This window comes from Dokdonella fugitiva, assembly GCF_014138265.1.
GTDB lineage: Bacteria > Pseudomonadota > Gammaproteobacteria > Xanthomonadales > Rhodanobacteraceae > Dokdonella_A > Dokdonella_A fugitiva_A.
Map to the genome: position 1 here is coordinate 50,481 of NZ_JACGXL010000002.1, position 17,290 is coordinate 67,770.

General features: G+C 71.2%; 11 protein-coding genes. 10 read left to right on the plus strand and 1 reads right to left on the minus strand.

Annotated features, from left to right (window positions below):
- The first annotated feature begins 9 nt into the window (after window positions 1-9).
- From FHW12_RS06505 to FHW12_RS06550, 10 genes are all read left to right on the plus strand, one after another.
- A complete protein-coding gene (locus tag FHW12_RS06505; protein ID WP_182530208.1) occupies window positions 10-816 on the plus strand; it encodes a polysaccharide deacetylase family protein in 807 nt (268 codons plus the stop codon).
- The gene (locus tag FHW12_RS06510; protein WP_182530209.1) at window positions 813-1,955 is read left to right on the plus strand and encodes a glycosyltransferase; all 1,143 of its coding nucleotides are present in this window, start codon (window positions 813-815) and stop codon (window positions 1,953-1,955) included. The genes FHW12_RS06505 and FHW12_RS06510 overlap by 4 nt, the downstream gene beginning before the upstream one ends.
- A 3-nt stretch (window positions 1,956-1,958) precedes the next feature.
- Window positions 1,959-3,197: a glycosyltransferase gene (locus tag FHW12_RS06515; RefSeq protein ID WP_182530210.1), complete on the plus strand. Its 1,239-nt coding sequence runs from the start codon at window positions 1,959-1,961 to the stop codon at window positions 3,195-3,197.
- Window positions 3,190-4,323 (plus strand): glycosyltransferase, encoded by a 1,134-nt coding sequence (locus FHW12_RS06520; protein ID WP_182530211.1) that lies wholly within the window; start codon window positions 3,190-3,192, stop codon window positions 4,321-4,323. Before FHW12_RS06515 ends, FHW12_RS06520 begins: the two co-directional genes overlap by 8 nt.
- Before the next feature lie 78 nt (window positions 4,324-4,401).
- Window positions 4,402-6,195 (plus strand): asparagine synthetase B family protein, encoded by a 1,794-nt coding sequence (locus FHW12_RS06525; protein WP_182530212.1) that lies wholly within the window; start codon window positions 4,402-4,404, stop codon window positions 6,193-6,195.
- The gene (locus tag FHW12_RS06530) at window positions 6,185-7,429 is read left to right on the plus strand and encodes a glycosyltransferase family 4 protein (protein ID WP_182530213.1); all 1,245 of its coding nucleotides are present in this window, start codon (window positions 6,185-6,187) and stop codon (window positions 7,427-7,429) included. Before FHW12_RS06525 ends, FHW12_RS06530 begins: the two co-directional genes overlap by 11 nt.
- A gap of 3 nt (window positions 7,430-7,432) precedes the next feature.
- Entirely contained in the window at window positions 7,433-9,292 is a 1,860-nt protein-coding gene (asnB, locus tag FHW12_RS06535; RefSeq protein ID WP_182530214.1) for an asparagine synthase (glutamine-hydrolyzing), read from the plus strand.
- Between the two features lie 3 nt (window positions 9,293-9,295).
- Window positions 9,296-10,609, plus strand: coding sequence for an O-antigen ligase family protein (locus FHW12_RS06540; protein ID WP_182530215.1), 1,314 nt, complete (start codon window positions 9,296-9,298; stop codon window positions 10,607-10,609).
- Window positions 10,606-12,177, plus strand: a complete 1,572-nt coding sequence (murJ, locus tag FHW12_RS06545; protein ID WP_182530216.1) for a murein biosynthesis integral membrane protein MurJ — start codon at window positions 10,606-10,608, stop codon at window positions 12,175-12,177. Before FHW12_RS06540 ends, murJ begins: the two co-directional genes overlap by 4 nt.
- Before the next feature lie 242 nt (window positions 12,178-12,419).
- Window positions 12,420-13,814 carry a hypothetical protein gene (locus FHW12_RS06550; protein WP_182530217.1) on the plus strand — a complete coding sequence of 465 codons (1,395 nt, stop codon included), beginning with the start codon at window positions 12,420-12,422 and terminating at the stop codon, window positions 13,812-13,814.
- 126 nt (window positions 13,815-13,940) lie between these two features.
- Here FHW12_RS06550 and FHW12_RS06555 read toward each other — a convergent pair whose 3' ends face one another.
- The gene (locus tag FHW12_RS06555) at window positions 13,941-17,225 is read right to left on the minus strand and encodes a hypothetical protein (RefSeq protein ID WP_182530218.1); all 3,285 of its coding nucleotides are present in this window, start codon (window positions 17,223-17,225) and stop codon (window positions 13,941-13,943) included.
- Window positions 17,226-17,290 lie beyond the last annotated feature (65 nt).

The window sequence follows — 17,290 nt, forward strand, 5'->3', positions numbered from 1 at the left end:
CGGGACCGGATGATCGAGGCGGCACATTCCAACGCGCGCACGGCGACCCGCACCGTCGCCCTGATGTATCACGCGATCGGCGGTCCGGGCAGTCCCGACGCCGCGCAGGATCCGCACTACACCGTCGAGGCGACGCGCTTCGCGGCGCAGCTGGACGCGCTCGTGCGCGTCGCCGGCGGCGTCACCAGCGCGCGCGACTGGCTCGCCGCACCGAGCCGCGCGGCCGTGCTCACCTTCGACGACGGCCACGCGAGCAACCACGCGCTCGCCTGGCCGGCGCTGTGCGAGCGCGGCCTGCGCGCGGACTTCTTCGTCAATCCCGGCAAGGTCGGCGAAGCCGGCCTCGCCGGATGGGCGCAGCTGCGCGAGATGGCCGCGAGCGGCATGTCGATCCAGTCGCACGGCTGGAACCATCGCTACTTCACCGAACTCGACGAGCGCGCACTGCGCGAGGACCTGCTGCGCTCTCGCCTCGCGATCGAAGACCACGTCGGCAGCGCGGTGACCCTGCTCGCACCGCCCGGCGGGCGCATGCGCGCCGACCTGCCCGCGGTCGCACGCGAATGCGGCTACGCGCACGTGCTCGGCTCCGAACCGGGCGTGCTCGACGCCGCGGACGCGGGCCGCGCGCTGCCGCGCATGAGCGTGACCGCGTCGCTCGACGTCGCGACACTCGAAGGCTGGGTCGCCGGCCGCGGCGTCGCGCGCGCCCGCCTGCGCTACGGCGTGCTCGGCTTCGCCAAGCGCGCGCTCGGCGACCGCCGCTACGAACGCCTGCGCGGAAGACTGCTCGGCCGGGGAGACTCCACCCGATGAAATGGACCTTCGTGCTGTGCCTGTTCATGCTCGGCTGGACCTACCTCGGCTATCCGCTCGCGATGCTCGCGCGCGCGCTCTATCGCCCGCGCCGCGTACAGCCGGCGGAGTGGGAACCGAGCGTGGAGGTCGTCATCGTCGCGCACAACGCCGCGGACGAACTCGCCGCGAAACTGAAGAACGTCGCCGCACTCGACTATCCGCCCGAGAAGCTGCGTTTCCACGTCGCCTCGGACGGCTCGGAAGACCACACGCCGACCGTGCTGCGCGAGTTCGGCGACCCGCGCCTGATCCCGTACGTGTTCCCGGTACGGCGTGGCAAATCGGCCTGCCTCGGCGACATCGTGCCCAAGCTCAAGGCCGACGTGGTGCTGTTCGCGGATGCGCGCCAGCGCATCGAACCCGGCGCGCTGCGCGCGCTGCTGCGCCTGCTGTCCGACCCGCGCGTCGGCGCGGTCGGCGGCGAACTCGCGTTCGAGCGCAGCTACAGCGACTTCGGCGACGGCGTCGACTTCTACTGGCGCTACGAGACCTTCATCCGCGGCAACGAGGCGGAGAGCGGTTCGGTCGTCGGCGTGAGCGGTGCGCTCTACGCCGCGCGCCGCGCGTTGCTGCCGCAGATTCCCGAGGGCCTCATCCTCGACGACCTGTGGATCCCGCTGCAGATCGCGCGCGACGGTTCGCGCATCGTGTTCAGCAGCGAGGCGCGCGCGTGGGACCGGCCGTCGAAGGACGCCGCGGTCGAATCGCTGCGCAAGCGGCGCACGCTCGCCGGCAACTTCCAGCTGATCGCGCGCGAACCGTCGTTGCTGCTGCCGTGGACGCATCCGCTCGGCTGGCGCCTGTGGGGCCACAAGTGGCTGCGCCTGCTCGCGCCGTGGTTCATGCTGGCGGTGTTCGCGAGCAACCTCGCGCTGCTCACCGAGTCGCCGAAATGGGCGCTGCTCGCGCTCGCGCAGGCGGCGTTCTACGGCCTCGCGTTCGCCGCGATGCGCAAGCCGGAGCTGCTGCGCATCACGCCGGTACGGATCATCGCGACGTTCGTGCGCATGAACGGCTACGCCGTGCTCGGCCTGCACGACTTCCTCACCGGGCGCGCCAGCGCGGCCTGGTCCGTCACGCGCCGGCGGGATGCCTGATCGATGGCCACGAACGCCACGCCGGATCGGCCGCTGCGCGTCCTCTACGTCGTCTCCCTGTTCCCGTGTTGGTCGGAGACGTTCATCGTGCGCGAGATGCACGCGCTGATCGAACGCGGTGCCGAGCTCGCGATCCTCTCGCTCAAGCCGGCGAGCGAGAAGATCGTGCAGGACCGCGCCGCGCTGCTGCTCGACCGCACGATCCACCCGAAGGGCGCGCTCGCGTCGGTGCTCGCGTTCGCCGGGCTCGCGCTGCGCCGCCCGTGGGTCACGCTCGGCTTCGTCGCGCGCCTCGTCGCCGGCCTCTGGCGCCAGCCGGGGGTGCTGTTCAACAGCCTCGGCGCGGTCTGCCGCGCCGCCGGCCAGCTGCGCCGGCTCGACGCGTTCGACGCCGACCTCGTGCATGCGCCGTGGGCGACCTACCCCGCGACCGTCGCGTGGTTCCTGTCGCGCGTGCTCGGCAAGCCGTTCTCGTTCACGAGCCGCGCGCACGACATCTTCGTCGAGGACCACATGATGGCGGCGAAGCTCGCCGCGACCGACCTCGCGGTGACGATCACGCGCAACAACGTGCGCCACATGCAACGCTGGATCTCCCCGCCCGGCTCGGTGCCGATCCAGGTGATGCATTCGGCGCTGGAGCTCGGCGAGACGCGTTATTCGCGCGAGGGCCGCCTGCCGCACCGGCTGCTGTCGGTCGGCCGGCTGGATCCGATCAAGGGCTTCGACGTGCTGCTGCCCGCGCTCGCGCTGCTGCGCGACCGCGGCGTCGCGTTCGACAGCGTGGTCATCGGCGAAGGCGAGGAACGCGCGCGCCTCGAAGCGCAACGCGACGAACTCGGACTGCAGGACCGCGTCGCGTTCGTCGGCGCCAAGCCGCAGACCGACGTGCGCAAGGCGATGGCCGAGTCGACGCTGATGGTGATGCCGTGCGTGGTCACGCCCGAAGGCAACGCCGACGGCATCCCGAACGTGCTCACCGAAGCGATGGCGGCCGGCCTGCCGGTCGTCAGCACGCGCGTGTCGGGCATCCCGGAACTCGTCGACGACGGCGTCAGCGGCCGCATCGTCGAACAACGCGACGCCGCCGCGCTCGCCGACGCGATCGCCGCGCTGCTCGCCGATCCCGCGCTCGGCGACGCCTATGCGGCCGCCGGTCGCGCCAAGGTCGAACGCGAGTTCGACGTGCGCATCGAAGCGGGCCGCCTGTTCGACTGCTTCACGAAGGTCGTCCATGGCTGAGCCCCGTCGCGTGCTCGTCGTCAGCGACGAGATGGAAGTCGGCGGCAGCCAGCGCCAGATCGCGCACCTGCTCGCCGGGCTCGACCGCGCGCGCTGGCAGGCGGAGCTGCTGTACTTCCGCAACCGTTCGTTCCTCGCGGACCGGCTCGCCGAATCCGGCATCCGTGTGCACGAACTGCCCAAGCGCGGCCGCATCGACCCGCGTTTCGTACTGCGCCTCGCCGCACTGCTGCGCCGCGGCCGCTACGACATCGTGCATTGCTATTCGCTGACCGCCGAGCTGTGGGTGCGCGCGCTGCTGCCGGTGTCGCCGCGATGCGCGTTCATCGCGTCGGTGCGCGGCCTGTGCCTGCACCACACGCGGCGACAGTGGCGGTTCAAGCGCTGGATCGTGCGCCGCGCGGACGCGGTCATCGCCAACGCACGCGCCGGAGCGCGCGCGACCGCCGAGCGCACCGGCCTGCCGCTCGGCCGCATCAGCCTCGTGCCGAACGGCGTCGAGATGCCCGCGTCGATCGCGCCGGACCGGCGCGCGCGCGAGCGCGATGCGCTCGGCGTCCCGCCGGGCCGCTGCTGCGGCCTGTTCGTCGGCCGCTTCGTAGCGGTCAAGAACATCCCGCTGCTGCTCGACGCGCTCGCGCTGGTCGCGGCGGCACGCCGTCCGTTCCTCCTGCTCGCCGGCGACGGCCCGCTCGACGCCGAGCTGCGCGCGCAGGCGACGCGGCTCGGCCTCGATGCCGACGTGCGCTTCCTCGGCGAGCGCAGCGACGCGCAGGCGCTGATGCAGTGCGCCGACTTCCTCGTGCTGTGCTCGCGCGAGGAAGGCCTGTCGAACGTCGTGCTCGAGGCGATGGCCGCCGGTTGCACGCCGCTCGTCTCCGCGGTCGGCGGCAATCCCGAACTGGTCGAGCACGAACGCAACGGCCTGCTGTTCCCGAGCGACGACGGCGCCGCGCTCGCCGCCGCGCTCGAACGCGTCGCCGGCGACGATGCGCTGCGCGCGCGCCTCGCCGGCGCCGCGTACGACGATGCCGCCCACGGCTATGCCGTCGACGAGATGGTCCGACGCACCGAAGCCGTGTACGCGCGCGTGCTCGGGCCGTCGCGCCGCACCGGTGGGGACTGACGCGATGCCGACGCAACCGACCTGCTGCTCCTCGCCGATGCCGCGCGACGACGCGTCGGCGCCACCAGGAATCCGTGCATGCCTGTCGTGACCGACCCCGCGAGCGTGATCGGCGATTTCGCCTGCGCCCTCGGCCCCGCCGCCGCACGCGCGCTCGTCGTACCGGCGGGCTACGCCTCGTCCGTCGAAGGCGACGTGCACATCGCCACGCGCGGCGCGGTGCGCCGCGGCGAAGCGGCCGGCGTGCGCTGGCTCGCGCTTGCCGACCTCGTCGAGGGCCGCTGCGACGACGGCGTCGCCGCACTCGACGGCGAACCGCCGCACGCACGCTGGCGTGGCCGCTTCGCACAGCTCGCCTGGAGCGCGGACGGGCGCCGCATGGTCGCGCTCACCGACCATTTCTCGACCCTGCCGCTGTACGTGCTCGAGCGCGACGGTACCGTGCTGTTCGCGAGCGACCTGCGCCTGATCCTCGCGAGCCCGCTGTGCACGCGCGAGGTCGATCCGCTCGCGATCTATCACTACCTCAACTTCGCCTACGTGCCGGCGCCGCTGACGATCTGCGCCGGCGTGCAGCACCTCACGCCGGGCACGCGCTATGCGTGGGACGGTGCGCACGGTCGCAGCACGCGCTACTGGCTGCCGGCGTACGCGGAAGACCTGCGCGGCAGCGACGACCAGCTGGCGCGCGCGCTGCGCGAGCAGATCGTCGCGAGCGTGCACGACCATCGCCCGTCCGACGCGCGCAGCTGGGGCTGCTTCCTCTCCGGCGGTACCGACAGCTCGAGCATCGTGTCGATCCTCGCGAGCGAGCGGCCCGGCGCCAAGGTGCGCAGCTTCTCGATCGGCTTCGCCGAAGAAGGTTACGACGAACTCGGCTACGCCGAACTCGTCGCGCGCACGGTCGGCGCCGAACCGTACACCGCGCGCGTGAGCCGTGGCGAAGCGGTCGCGCTGCTCGAACGCGTCGTCGACGCCTGGGACCAGCCGTTCGGCGACGCGTCGGCGGTGCCGACGCTCGCCTGCGCCGCGCTCGCGGCGACGCAATCGGTCGACACGCTGCTCGCCGGCGACGGCGGCGACGAGATCTACGGCGGCAACGAGCGCTACGCGAAGGACCAGGTGATGGAGACGTTCCATCGCCTGCCCGCGCCGCTCAAGGCGCTCGCACGCGGCGTCGGCCGCATCGCCGGCCGCTCCTCGTCTCACTTCCTCAACCGCGTCGACAACTTCACGCGGCGCGCGTCGCTGCCGAATCCGGACCGCTTCTACACCGACGACTCGTTCGGTTCGGACGACTACGACGACCTGCTCACGCCCGCGTTCCGCGCGCGCGTGCCGCGCGACGCGTCGCTCGATTTCATGCGCGAGGTGTACGCGCTCGGCGGCTCGGCCGGCCCGCTGCACCGGATCATGCGCCTCGACCTCGCGATGGCGATCGCGCAGAACGACCTCTACAAGGTGCACGGCGCCTGCCGCGCGCACGGCATCAGCGCACGCTATCCGTACCTCGACCCGCGCCTCGTCGCCTGGACCGGGCGGCTGCCGCCGTCGTACAAGGTGCGGGGCACGACCAAGCGCTACCTGTTCAAGCAAGCGATGGTCGGCATCCTGCCCGACGACGTGCTGCGCAAGAAGAAGCAGGGCTTCGGCCTGCCGGTCGCGGTGTGGTTGCGCAACGACCCGGTGTTCCAGGGCTTCGTGCGCGACGTGCTGTTCGATCCGCGTTCGCTCGCGCGCGGCATGTTCGAGCGCGCGTTCGTCGAGCGCCTGCTCGCCGAGCACGCGCGCGGCAGCTGGGACCATTCGCGCGGAATCTGGCAGCTCGTCGTGCTCGAGCTGTGGCTGCGGAGACACTTCGATGCAGCCTGAGACGAGCTCGCGCACCGCGGACACGCACGCGGGACAGGGGCGTGTCTCGCGTGGTCCACGTCCGTTGCGCGTGCTCATGGTGCTGGAGAGCAACTTCCCGGTGATCGGCGGTGGCGGCGCCGAGTCGCAGGTGCGCACGCTCGCGCTGCGCCTGCGCGAACGCGGCCATCGCGTCACCGTGCTCACGCCGCTGCGCGATCCTGAGCTCACGCCGGCGCGCATCGGCCGCCACGAAGGCATCCCGGTGCTGCGCATCGCCTATCCGCGCATCCGCCTGTTCGGCTCGCTCGTGCTGTGGCTGCGCCTGCTCGCGTTCCTCGCGCGGCACGGCCGGCGCTACGACGCCTGGCACGTGCACATCGCGCATCACCTCGGCGCCCTCACGACGATGATGGGCCGCCGCGTCGGCCGCACCGTGGTGGTGAAGGTCTCGGGCTGGTGGGAACTCAAGAAGGGCCTGCTGCGCGACGACGGCGGTTTCGTCGCGCGCGTCGGCCAGCGCTGGCTGCGCGGCGCGCACGCGCTGCAGGCGATCAGCCACCGCATCGAGGCCGAACTGCTGCGGCACGGCTTCGCGCGCGAGCGCATCGTCGCGCTGCCGAACGCGATCGACATGCGCCGCTTCGGCGTGCGCGCGGCGCCGCCCGCGGAGGGCGTGCCCACCGCCGTGTTCGTCGGCCGGCTCGTGCCCGAGAAGGGGCTCGGCGTGCTGCTCGACGCGTGGGCCGCGGCCTTCCCGCAGGACGGTCGCGCGCGCCTGCGCCTGGTCGGCGCCGGACCGCTCGAAGCATCGCTGCGCGCGCAGGCCGAACGCCTCGGCATCGCCGCGCAGGTCGAGTTCCTCGGCCACCGATCCGACGTCGAACATCTGCTGCGCGAAGCCGATTTCGGCGTGCTGACCTCGACCATCGAAGGGCTGTCCAACACGCTGCTCGAGTTCATGGCCTCGTGCCTGCCGGTCGTCGCGAGCCGCGTCAGCGGCAGCGAGGATTTCGTCGTCGACGGCCGCAACGGCTGGCTGTTCGAACCGGGCGACCGCGACGCGCTCGCGCGCTGTCTCGCCGACGCGGTCGCCCACGGCCGCGCGGGCCTGCACCGGCTCGGCTGCAATGCGCGCGCCGACGTCGCCGGTCGTGCCGACCTCGACGTCGTGGTCGACCGGCTGCTCGCGTTGTACCGTGGCGACGATCCGGCGCGCGTCGACGCGCCGGCCATTCCGCTCACGGGGGGCTGAAGCATGTGCGGCATCATCGGCATCGTCGTCGCACCCGGGCAGCAGCCACCCGACGCCGCCGTCGGCCAGGCGATGAACGACGCGATCCGCCATCGCGGCCCCGACGACGAGGGCTACTACCGCGACGCGCGCGCGCTGCTCGGCATGCGCCGGCTCGCGATCATCGACATCGTCGGCGGGCACCAGCCGATGTCCGCCGACGGCGGTCGCATCCAGCTCGTGTTCAACGGCGAGATCTACAACTACCGCGAACTGCGCGCCGAACTGCAGGCCCTCGGCCGCGAGTTCCATTCCGCCTCCGACAGCGAAGTCGTCGCGCAGGCGTTCGCCGAATGGGGCGAGCGCTGCTTCGCGCGGCTCGACGGCATGTTCGCGCTCGCGGTGTGGGACCGCCGCACGCAGACGCTCGTGCTCGCGCGCGACCGCTTCGGCGAGAAGCCGCTGTTCTACGCGCACGACGACGCGCGCCTGCTGTTCGCGAGCGAACTCAAGTCGCTGATCGAAGTGCCCGGCTTCCGCCGCGAGCTCGACCCCGCCGCGCTGCGCTCGTACGTGCGCTACGGTTACGTGCCGACGCCGGCGAGCATCTTCGCGAGCGTGCGCAAGCTGCCGCCCGGCTGCTACCTGCGCTGCAGCGACGGGCGCATCGCGATCGAACGCTACTACGCGCTCGACTTCAGCCGCCGCCAGGCGATCGCGCCGGCCGACGCCGAACAGCGCCTCGCCGAGCTGCTCGATCGCGCGGTGCACAGCCGCATGGTCGCCGACGTGCCGTTCGGCGCGTTCCTCAGCGGCGGCCTCGATTCGAGCACGGTCGTCGCGCTGATGACGCGCCATTCGTCGCAGCGCGTGCGCACCTACTCGATCGGATTCAAGGAAGCGGCCTACAACGAATTGTCGGACGCGCGCCGCGTCGCCGAGCACCTCGGCACCGACCACCACGAACTCGTCGTCGAACCCGACGCGGTCAGCCTGCTCGAGCAGCTCGTCTGGTACCTCGACGAGCCGTTCGCCGATTCCTCGGCGGTGCCGACCTTCCTCGTCTCGCAGCTCGCGCGCACGCAGGTGACGATGGTGCTCACCGGCGACGCCGGCGACGAGACGTTCGCCGGCTACACGCGCTACCTGCGTTTCCTCGCGCTGCAGCGGCTCGGCCCGCTGAAGGCGCCGGTCGCGATCGCCGCGCGCGCGGGTGCCGGCCTCGTCGGCGGCTCGTTCGGCTACCGCCTGCGCGGCGTCGCCGAGCGCATGCGCATGCCGTTTCCCGAGAGCTACCTCGGCAGCGTCGCGATGAGCCGGCCGGAGACCGTGCAGGCCCTGCTCGGCGCGGCTTTGCAGGACGGCTACGCCGACCCGCTGCACGCGCTCGCGCGCGACGGCAGCGCGCGCCATTCGATGCTCGACCGCATCGTCGAACTCGACTTCGGCAGCTACCTGCCCGACGACATCCTGGTCAAGGTCGACCGCATGGCGATGGCGAACTCGCTCGAGGGCCGCGTGCCGTTCCTCGATCCGAACGTGGTCGAGTTCGCGGTGAGCCTGCCCGACGCGCTGCGCGTGCGGCACGGCCGCGGCAAGCACATCCTGCGCCGCGTCGCCGAGCGCTGGCTGCCCGCCGACGTGCTCGCCAAGCCGAAGCAAGGCTTCGCGATCCCGCTCGGCCAGTGGTTCCGCGGGCCGTTGCGGCCGCTCGCCGAGGACGTGCTCGCCAGCCGCGCGTTCCGCGAACGCGGCCTCATCGACGCCGCCGCCGCGCGCGCCTGCCTCGACGACCATCTCGCCGGTCGCGCCGACCGCGGCGAGTCGCTCTGGCTGATCCTCTCGCTCGAGCTGTGGGCGCGCCGCTTCCTCGACGCGACCTGACCGATGTTGCGCTTCCTGCTCCTGTTCCAGATCCTCTACACGGTCTACCAGGGCCACTACAACTTCGAGTCCGGCGTGCCCGGCCTCAACCTGCCGAACGCGCTGTTCCTGCTCGTGCTGCTGGCCCTGCGCTTCTCCGGCAAGTCCGACGAGGTGCACGCGAAGGCGCTCATGCGCGGGCCGCTGCTGTTCTTCATGGCGATGCTCGTGCTCGCGTTCGCGATCGCGCAGATGCGCGCGCCGGGCCTGTTCATGGTCGATCTCACCTACCTCAAGAACGCGCTGTTCTCGCCGCTGCTGTACTTCATGTACCTGCACTGCAAGCAGGACCTGAAGAACACGCGCCTGCTGGTGATCGCGGTGATGGTGGTGGCCGGGCTCGCCGCGGTGCAGGCGATCCGCCAGGGTTTCGACTACGGCATCGGCACCTACGTCGAGACGCATCGCGCGGCCGGCCCGTTCGGCAGCAACTTCCGCGACGCGAACCGCGCCGGCGTCTACTACGCGATGTTCCTGCCGATGTTCATCGGCCTGGCGCTGTTCCTCCAGGACAAGCGCTGGCGCATCGCCGCGCTCGCCGGCGTCGTGCTGCTGACGATGGCGCTGCTGTTCACCTACTCGCGCCAGGCCTACTTCATCGCGGTGATCGGCCTCGTCGTTCTGCTGCTCCGGCGCAGCGTGCTGCTCGCGCTCGTGCTCGGCGCGGCGCTCGCCTCGCTGGTCGGCTTCCTGCCCGAGAGCGTGACCCAGCGCGTCGCCGAGACGCAGCAGAAGGGACCGCACGGCGAGGAGAAGGTCGACGAGAGCACGGCGAGCCGCTGGGAGATCTGGGCAGGCGCGCTCGCGATGTGGCAGGCGAACCCGGCCGGCGTCGGCCAGAATCGCTTCAAGGACGAGATCGGCCACTACTCGGCGTTCCAGCACTTCGACGCGCACAACTTCTACGTGCTCACGCTCGCCGAAGGCGGGCCGCAGGAACTCGCCGCGCTGCTGCTGCTCGTCGTCGCGACGTTCCGCCTCGGCGCGTGGTTGCGCCGGAGCATGCCGCCCGACGACCCCGAGGCGCGCGCGCTCGCGCTCGGCTTCAGCGTGACCGCGTTCTGCATGGCGCTCGGCAACCTCTACGGCAGCCCGTTCCTCGAAGGCAACGTGATGGGCACGTTCTGGATCCTGTGCGGGCTGCTCGAACGCTACATGCTGCTGAAGACCCGGCAGGCGCCGGCGTCGACCGCGCTCGTCGTCGGCGGTGCCGACCGCATGCTCGAACGCTTCCCGCTCGCCGCGCGCGCGCGCGGCCTTTCGGCGCGCCGGCCGTGACCGCGACGCGGCCGCGTCGCGCGGTGCTCGCGCTGTCGGGCCTCAACCTCGCGGGCAAGCTGCTCGCGATCGGCAAGACGCTGATCATCGCGACGCTGTTCGGCACCAGCGGCGTGCTCGACGCATTCTGGGTCGCCTACTCGCTGCCGCTGATGCTGCCGAACCTGCTCACGACGGTGATCACCGTCGCCTTCGTGCCGCGATTCGTGAAGAGCCTCGAAGGGCGCACCGGCGCCGACGCCTGGCGCGGCGCGAACACGCTGTTCACGCTCGCGATCGGCGTGTCGCTGCTCGCCTGCGCGGCGATCCAGCTGTGGACCGGCGCGCTCGTGCACCGCCTCGCACCCGGCCTCGCGCCGGACAACCAGCAGCAGGCGATCGGGATGATCCGCATGATGCTGCCGTGCATGCTCATGCTCACGCTGTCGTCGCTGCTGTCGGCGCTCAGCAACGCACGCGAGCGCTTCGTCCTGCCCGGCCTCGACGGCGTCGTCAACAATACCGCGATCATCCTCGTCGCGCTGCTGCTCGCACGCGGACTCGGCGTGCGCGCGCTGATCGTCGGCATCACGCTCGGCTTCTTCGTGCAGATGTGCATCCTGTGCTTCGGCAACCGCGACCTGTTCCGCAGCAGCCTGCGCCCCGCGTTCGCGCTCGGCCATCCGGATTTCCTGCGCCCGCTCGCGCACCTGCTGCCGCTGCTCGTCGGATCGGTCGGTGCGATGCTGACCGGTCTCGTCGACCAGTACTTCGTCTCGCGCCTCGACGCCGGCTCGATCTCCGCGCTCACCTACGCCACGATGATGGCGATGCTGCCGGTCGAGGTATTCGCGCAGGCGATCATCACGAGCTACTACCCGGCGCTCGGCCGCGGCGTCGCCGCCGGCGATTACGCCGCGGTCACCGCGACCTGGCGCAGTGGCCAGCGCCTGATCCTGCTGCTGACCCTGCCGTGCGCGGTGCTGCTGGTCGGGCTCGCCAAGCCGATCGTGGTCGTGCTGCTCGAACACGGCCGCTTCGACGACCGCTCGACCGCGCTGACCGTGGAAGCGATGAGCATCCTCGCGATCGGCATGGTGTTCCGCTCGCAGGCGTACTTCAGCTACCGGGTGCTGCACAGCATGATCCGGCCGTGGACACAGGTCTTCATCGGGCTCGCCGGCGTCGCGACCTGCGTCGGCCTCAACCTCGCCTGGGCGCAGCGCCTCGGCCTGCGCGGCGTCGCGCTGTCCGCGGTGCTGTCGCAGTTGCAGTCGGCACTGATCGCCGCGCTCGTCGTGCGCCGCTTGCTGCGCGCGGACGCATCCGCGCCGCGGGCGCTGTCGACGCCGGTGCTGCTGCCGGTCGGCGTGCTCGCCGCCGGCGTGCTGCTCGCGCGCCTGCTCGTGCCCGCCGGCCTCTACGAAGCAAGCCATCGCCTGTGGGCGCTCGCCTGCGGGTTCGCCGCGGTGCCGGCCGGGCTTGCCGCGTTCGCGCTCGCCTGGCGCCTCGGCCTGCCCGAAGCGGTGGACCTCGTCGCGAAGCTGCGCAGCCGCCTCGCGCGCCCGCGGCGCCTGCGCGAACCGTGACGGCCTTCACGAATCGCAGGCTCCCCGACAGCCGGGAAATCGATTTTCCGATAATCGAATCGGATTAATCGGCGGCATTTTCCGGGTGAATGCCGGATAACCGATTTCACCGTTTTACAACGTTGCTCACAAATTTTGAGCGAACCCGGGCAAGTCGTTGTCGCGGGTTGCGAATTTCATCGCAAACCGGGGCAGAAGCGGCCGGCAGAATTCTCGCCTCGCTTCCTCCCCTGGATTAATTCATGCCCGCCCCCCTGTTCCGGAATGTTTCGCTGCTTGCGCTCTCCCTCGTCGCGTCATCGGCGTTCGTGGCCGGCAATGCCCGTGCCGAATCCGTCGCCGACGAAGTCTTCGGCAGCGGCTTCGAGGCACCGGCCGGCGGCGGGGTTGCCAATGCCTGCAGCACGTTCTACCCGAACGGCTTCACCCTGCTCGAAGGCAAGATCAATCCACCGTCGGGCAGCTTCGCCAAGCCGGCCAAGGGCCAGGCGTTCGCCGACGCGGGCTTCGACACCTGCATGGTGCGCATGACCCAGCACGACGTCGAGCCGCCGCAGGAATTCGCGCGCAACGACTACTCGCGCCGCGAGCCGTTCAACGCCGACAACAGCCGCGTGCTCGTCTACGGTTCGGGCGGCTACTGGCATACCTACGACGCGAACACGCTGCAGTACTACAAGCAGCTCAACGGCCCGGCGGGCGACTCCGAAGTGCAGTGGCATCCGACCGATCCGAACAGCATCTACTACATGCCGACCAACGGCGGCCTGAAGATCTTCAAGCTCAACATCACGACCAACACCTCGCAGGTCGTCGCCGACTTCACCGGTCGCCTGCCGTGGTCGAGCGCCGCGCGCCTGTGGACGAAGAGCGAAGGTTCGCCGTCGCGCGACGGCCGCTACTGGGGCTTCCAGGCCGAAACGAGCAGCTTCGGCATCCTCGGTTACGTCGTCTACGACCTGCAGACCGACCAGATCGTCGGCACGCGCAGCGCGACCGTGCGCCCCGACCACACGAGCATGACGCCGTCCGGCCGCTGGTTCACCTCGTCGGACGACACGCTCGGCACATGGGCATGGTCGCCCGACTTCACCCAGAAGAAGAAGCTGCTGCACAAGTCCGAGCATTCGGACATCGCGGTCGGCACGAACGGGCACGATCTCTACACGTCGATCGATTTCCAGAGCAACGACGGCGACGTGTTCTTCGTCGACATCGACGCCTGCCCGAGCGTGCCCGCCGACGCCGACCCCGCGTCGACGCCGGAATGCCCGCGCACGGTGCTGTTCCCGACCTACGTCAACGGCTCCTCGACGTCGGTGCACATCTCCGGCAAGGCGTACGCGAAGCCTGGCTGGGTGCTCATCTCGACCTACAACACGCACCAGGACCGCAGCGGCGCGTGGCCGTGGTTCACCAACAAGGAAATCGCGGTCGAACTCAAGGCCGACGGTCGCGTCTTCGGCCTCGGCTACCACCACGGTGGCGACGACGGCTACTGGACCGAGAACCAGGGCGCGGTCAACCGCGACTTCACGCGCGTCGCGTTCAATTCGAACTGGAGCACGGGCAGCCAGACCGACGTCGACGATTACCTGATCCAGCTCGAGCCCGGGATGATTCCCGCGGCGCAGTGACGACACGCGGCGAGCGCCGCGTCGAACCACGAGGCGTCGCCTCGACGAAAGAAGGCCGGCGGTCATCCCGCCGGCCTTTTCGTTGTCACGCGGCGTGCGTCGCGCGCGGTCGCGTGGGTGCGGCGGTCACGGAATCGTGATCGCCGCGCCGCTGCGGTCGTAGGCCCAGTCGAGCACCTGCGCGGGGAACCCGCCGGGCGCCGTCGTGACCAGATGCAGGTAGCCGTAGTTCAACTGGCCGCTCGCTTCGTCGTAGAACGCGACGCCGAGATAGCCGTCCGTTCCGCCGACCCAGTTGCCGAGGCGGCGTGACGCGCCGGACACGGGCGAGCCCGGACCGATCGTGTCGCCCGCCTGCAGCACGGCGAAATCACCGTCGCCGTCGACGACGCCACCGACCGCGGTCTGGAACGCGGGCGGCACGACATCGCCGTACCAGTACACGTACATGCCGTCGCCATCCGGGCCGCCGACGAGGTCGTACAGGTTGACGTCGTCGCCGGTGATGCCCGCGTCGTAGCCGTGGTAGTCGGCGGTCGCGAAATCGAACGCGCTGCCGTCCGCGCTGTCGGCGACCGCGGCGCCGATCGTGCCGCCGACGAGGTTCGGGTTCGCGCTCGACTCGAAGCCGTCGCAGAACACCGTGTCCGCACCGCCACTGCACGCGGCCGCGGGTGGATGGCCGACGACGAGGTCGACCGGGATCGCGAGCACGGCCTGCTGCGGATCGTTCGTGACGAGGCAGATCTGCGCGTGGTATTCGCCTTCGCCGAGCGCGCCGACGGCGGAGTCGGCGATGACCTGGATCGTCGTGCTCGCGCCGCCGTCGATGCTCGTCGCCGCGGCACTCGCGCTCAACCACGGCACCACCGGACCCGAGCACATAGCGCCGCTGCCGCCGCCGGTGGCGACCGCGCGGATCATGAAGTTGCCGTCGAGCGAACCCTGCTCGACTTCGCCGACCGTACCGGTGATGTCGTTGTTGCCGAGATTGGACAGGTCGACCGGCGGCGTCGACGCCGACGAGATGTACGAGCGTCCCTGCGATCCCGATTCGTCGAGCGCCGCCGGGAACAGCCGCGGCATGAAGTTGCCCGCCAGCGCCCACTGGTCGACGAAGCCGAGGTAGACGTCGCCGGCCGCGGGCACCTCGAAGTCGACCGCGTAGGTTTCGAAGTTGCCGGTGATCGCGATCGGCACGAGCGCGTCGACACCGAGGCGCACCGCGTTGCGCGGATCGCCGTCGGCGTCCGCGTCGAAGTACGCGACGAGGTTCGCCTGCAGTCCGCCGAGGTCGCCGTCGCCGGACGGCCAGTACACGGCGATCGAATGGATCGTCATCGCATCACTCGCGACGTAGCGGTTGAGGTACACCGCCGCCTGTTCGCCCGACGCGCTGCCCGCGCCGAGCGCGGTTTCCGCGCTGCCGTCGTCGAGCTGCAGCGTGAACGAGCCGGCGGGCGTCCACGGCGATGCCGCGATCGGCGCGCGCGCGAGTGCGCGTGACCCGATCGTCGCGGGCATGCGCGGCGTGATCGCCTTGCCTGCGCCCGCCTTCGCACGTGCGTACGGCACGAGTGTCGCGTGCGCGGCGCTGCGCGTTTCGATCGAGAACGCGAGCGGTGCGCTGCCGGCCGCATTCGACAGCACGACCGAGCCGTTCGCGCTCGCGCCGGCATCGACCTGGAACGCGAGCGACGCGGGTGCGACCGACGCGCTCGGCGGCACCGCATCGACGCCGAGCGCGACCGTGTCGATCCACCAGCCGTTGTCGCCGTCGGCGCTGAACGAGGCGTCGTCGGCGGTGCGGAAACGCAGGCGCGTCGCGTGCCCGGCGGCGGCGGCGGGCAAGGTCGCGACCGTGCTCATCCAGCCGTGGCTGTCGCCGGTCCATGCAGCGCGCCCGCCGATCGGATTGTTGCTGCCGTCGTTGAGCGTGGCGCCGTAGCCGCCGGTGACGAAGCGTCCGCCGGCGTCGACGATGTCGACGTACGGCGCACCGTCGATCGAGATCTCGAGCACGGCGCCGTCGAAGCGGCGTTCGAGGTTGTAGCGATGGCGGAACGCCACGTGCTGGCGCGCGACCGGCGTGAACACCGGTGTTTGGAGCGTGAAGTCGGCGACTGTCGCGCGCTCGGGTGCGTGCGCGGAGATCGGCGCGGAGTCGGCGACGTCGCTGACCGTGCGCCAGTCCGCACCGGCGCCTGCGGCGGACGAGATCCAACCCGATGGCAGCGCCGGCGGCACGCTGCCGTCGAAGTCCTCGGCCGGAGGGAATGCACCGCCCGCCGCGCTCGTCACGAGCAGCGTCGCGCCGACCCCCCCCGCATTCGCGCCGAGATCGGTCTGCAGTGCGCCGGGCGCGAGCGTGTTCGTGTAGTTGCCGGGCGTCGTGCCGCTCACCGCGACGCTGACGCTGCACGCAGCCGCGGCGGGGATCTGCGCACCCGCGGGGAGGATCACGTGCGTGCCGCTCGCGGTCGGTGTCGCACCGGTGCACGTGCTGCTCGCGGGGCCGGCGACGACGAGGCCGGCCGGCAACACGTCGTCGAGGTCGGCGGTCAGCGTCGCCACGCCCGGTTGCGACTGGTTGCCGAGGGTGATCGTGAGCGTCGACGGACTGCCGGCCGGCACCGCGGCGGGCACGAACGCGAGCGCGAGGCCCGGCGGCGCGAGCACGCCGGTGGCGCGGAAGCGCAGGTCGTCGATGAGCTCGCCACCATCATTCTGCGCGCGGAACACGACCTTGCCGATCGGTGCCGCGCTGGTGACGCCGAAGAACACGGCGTTGTCGCGCGTGCCGACCGGCGTGACCGTGGTCATGCCGAGCGAGGCGCCGCCGGTGTCGAACACCTCGACGTCGATCGCGGTACCGCCGCTGAGTCCGCCGTAGACGTTCGCGGCGACCGCGTCGGCGGCCGGATCGAGCGTGACGATCGTCGAGTCGACGAACGTCGTCGCGCCGACCGCGCGCGTGGCCTGGTTCGGACCCAGGAACGCGGGCGGGAACTCGATGATGCCGTTGCCCGAGGTCGAGGTGATCGCGAAGCCGCTCGCGAGCTGGCCCGGCGCGAAGCAGACGTCGTTCGACGTGCTGCCCATCGGTTCGCCGCACAGCGTCGGGAACGGCCCGACCGGGCTGCCGCCGTCGAACGTCTCGGTCGTGAGGTTCGGCGGCACGCCGACCGCGGCCTCGAACGACGCTTCGTCGGCGTGGAACTGCACGCCGCCGCGCACGTCGGCGCTCGCGCCGAAGGCGGATGATGCGGCGAACGCCGCGCCGAACAGCACGGCGACGAACGCGGACAGCGCGGCACCGCGGCGCGCCGCGTGATCGCACCCTCCAGCGGCGCGCGGAGGGTGCGGGAATCGGGGGTTCTGCGCGCGACGCGCAGCCGTCGACATCTTCATGGCTCGTTCCGGATTGCAGGGGCCGTGCGCGAGCGCATCCGCGTCGGCACGACGCGAACGACGGC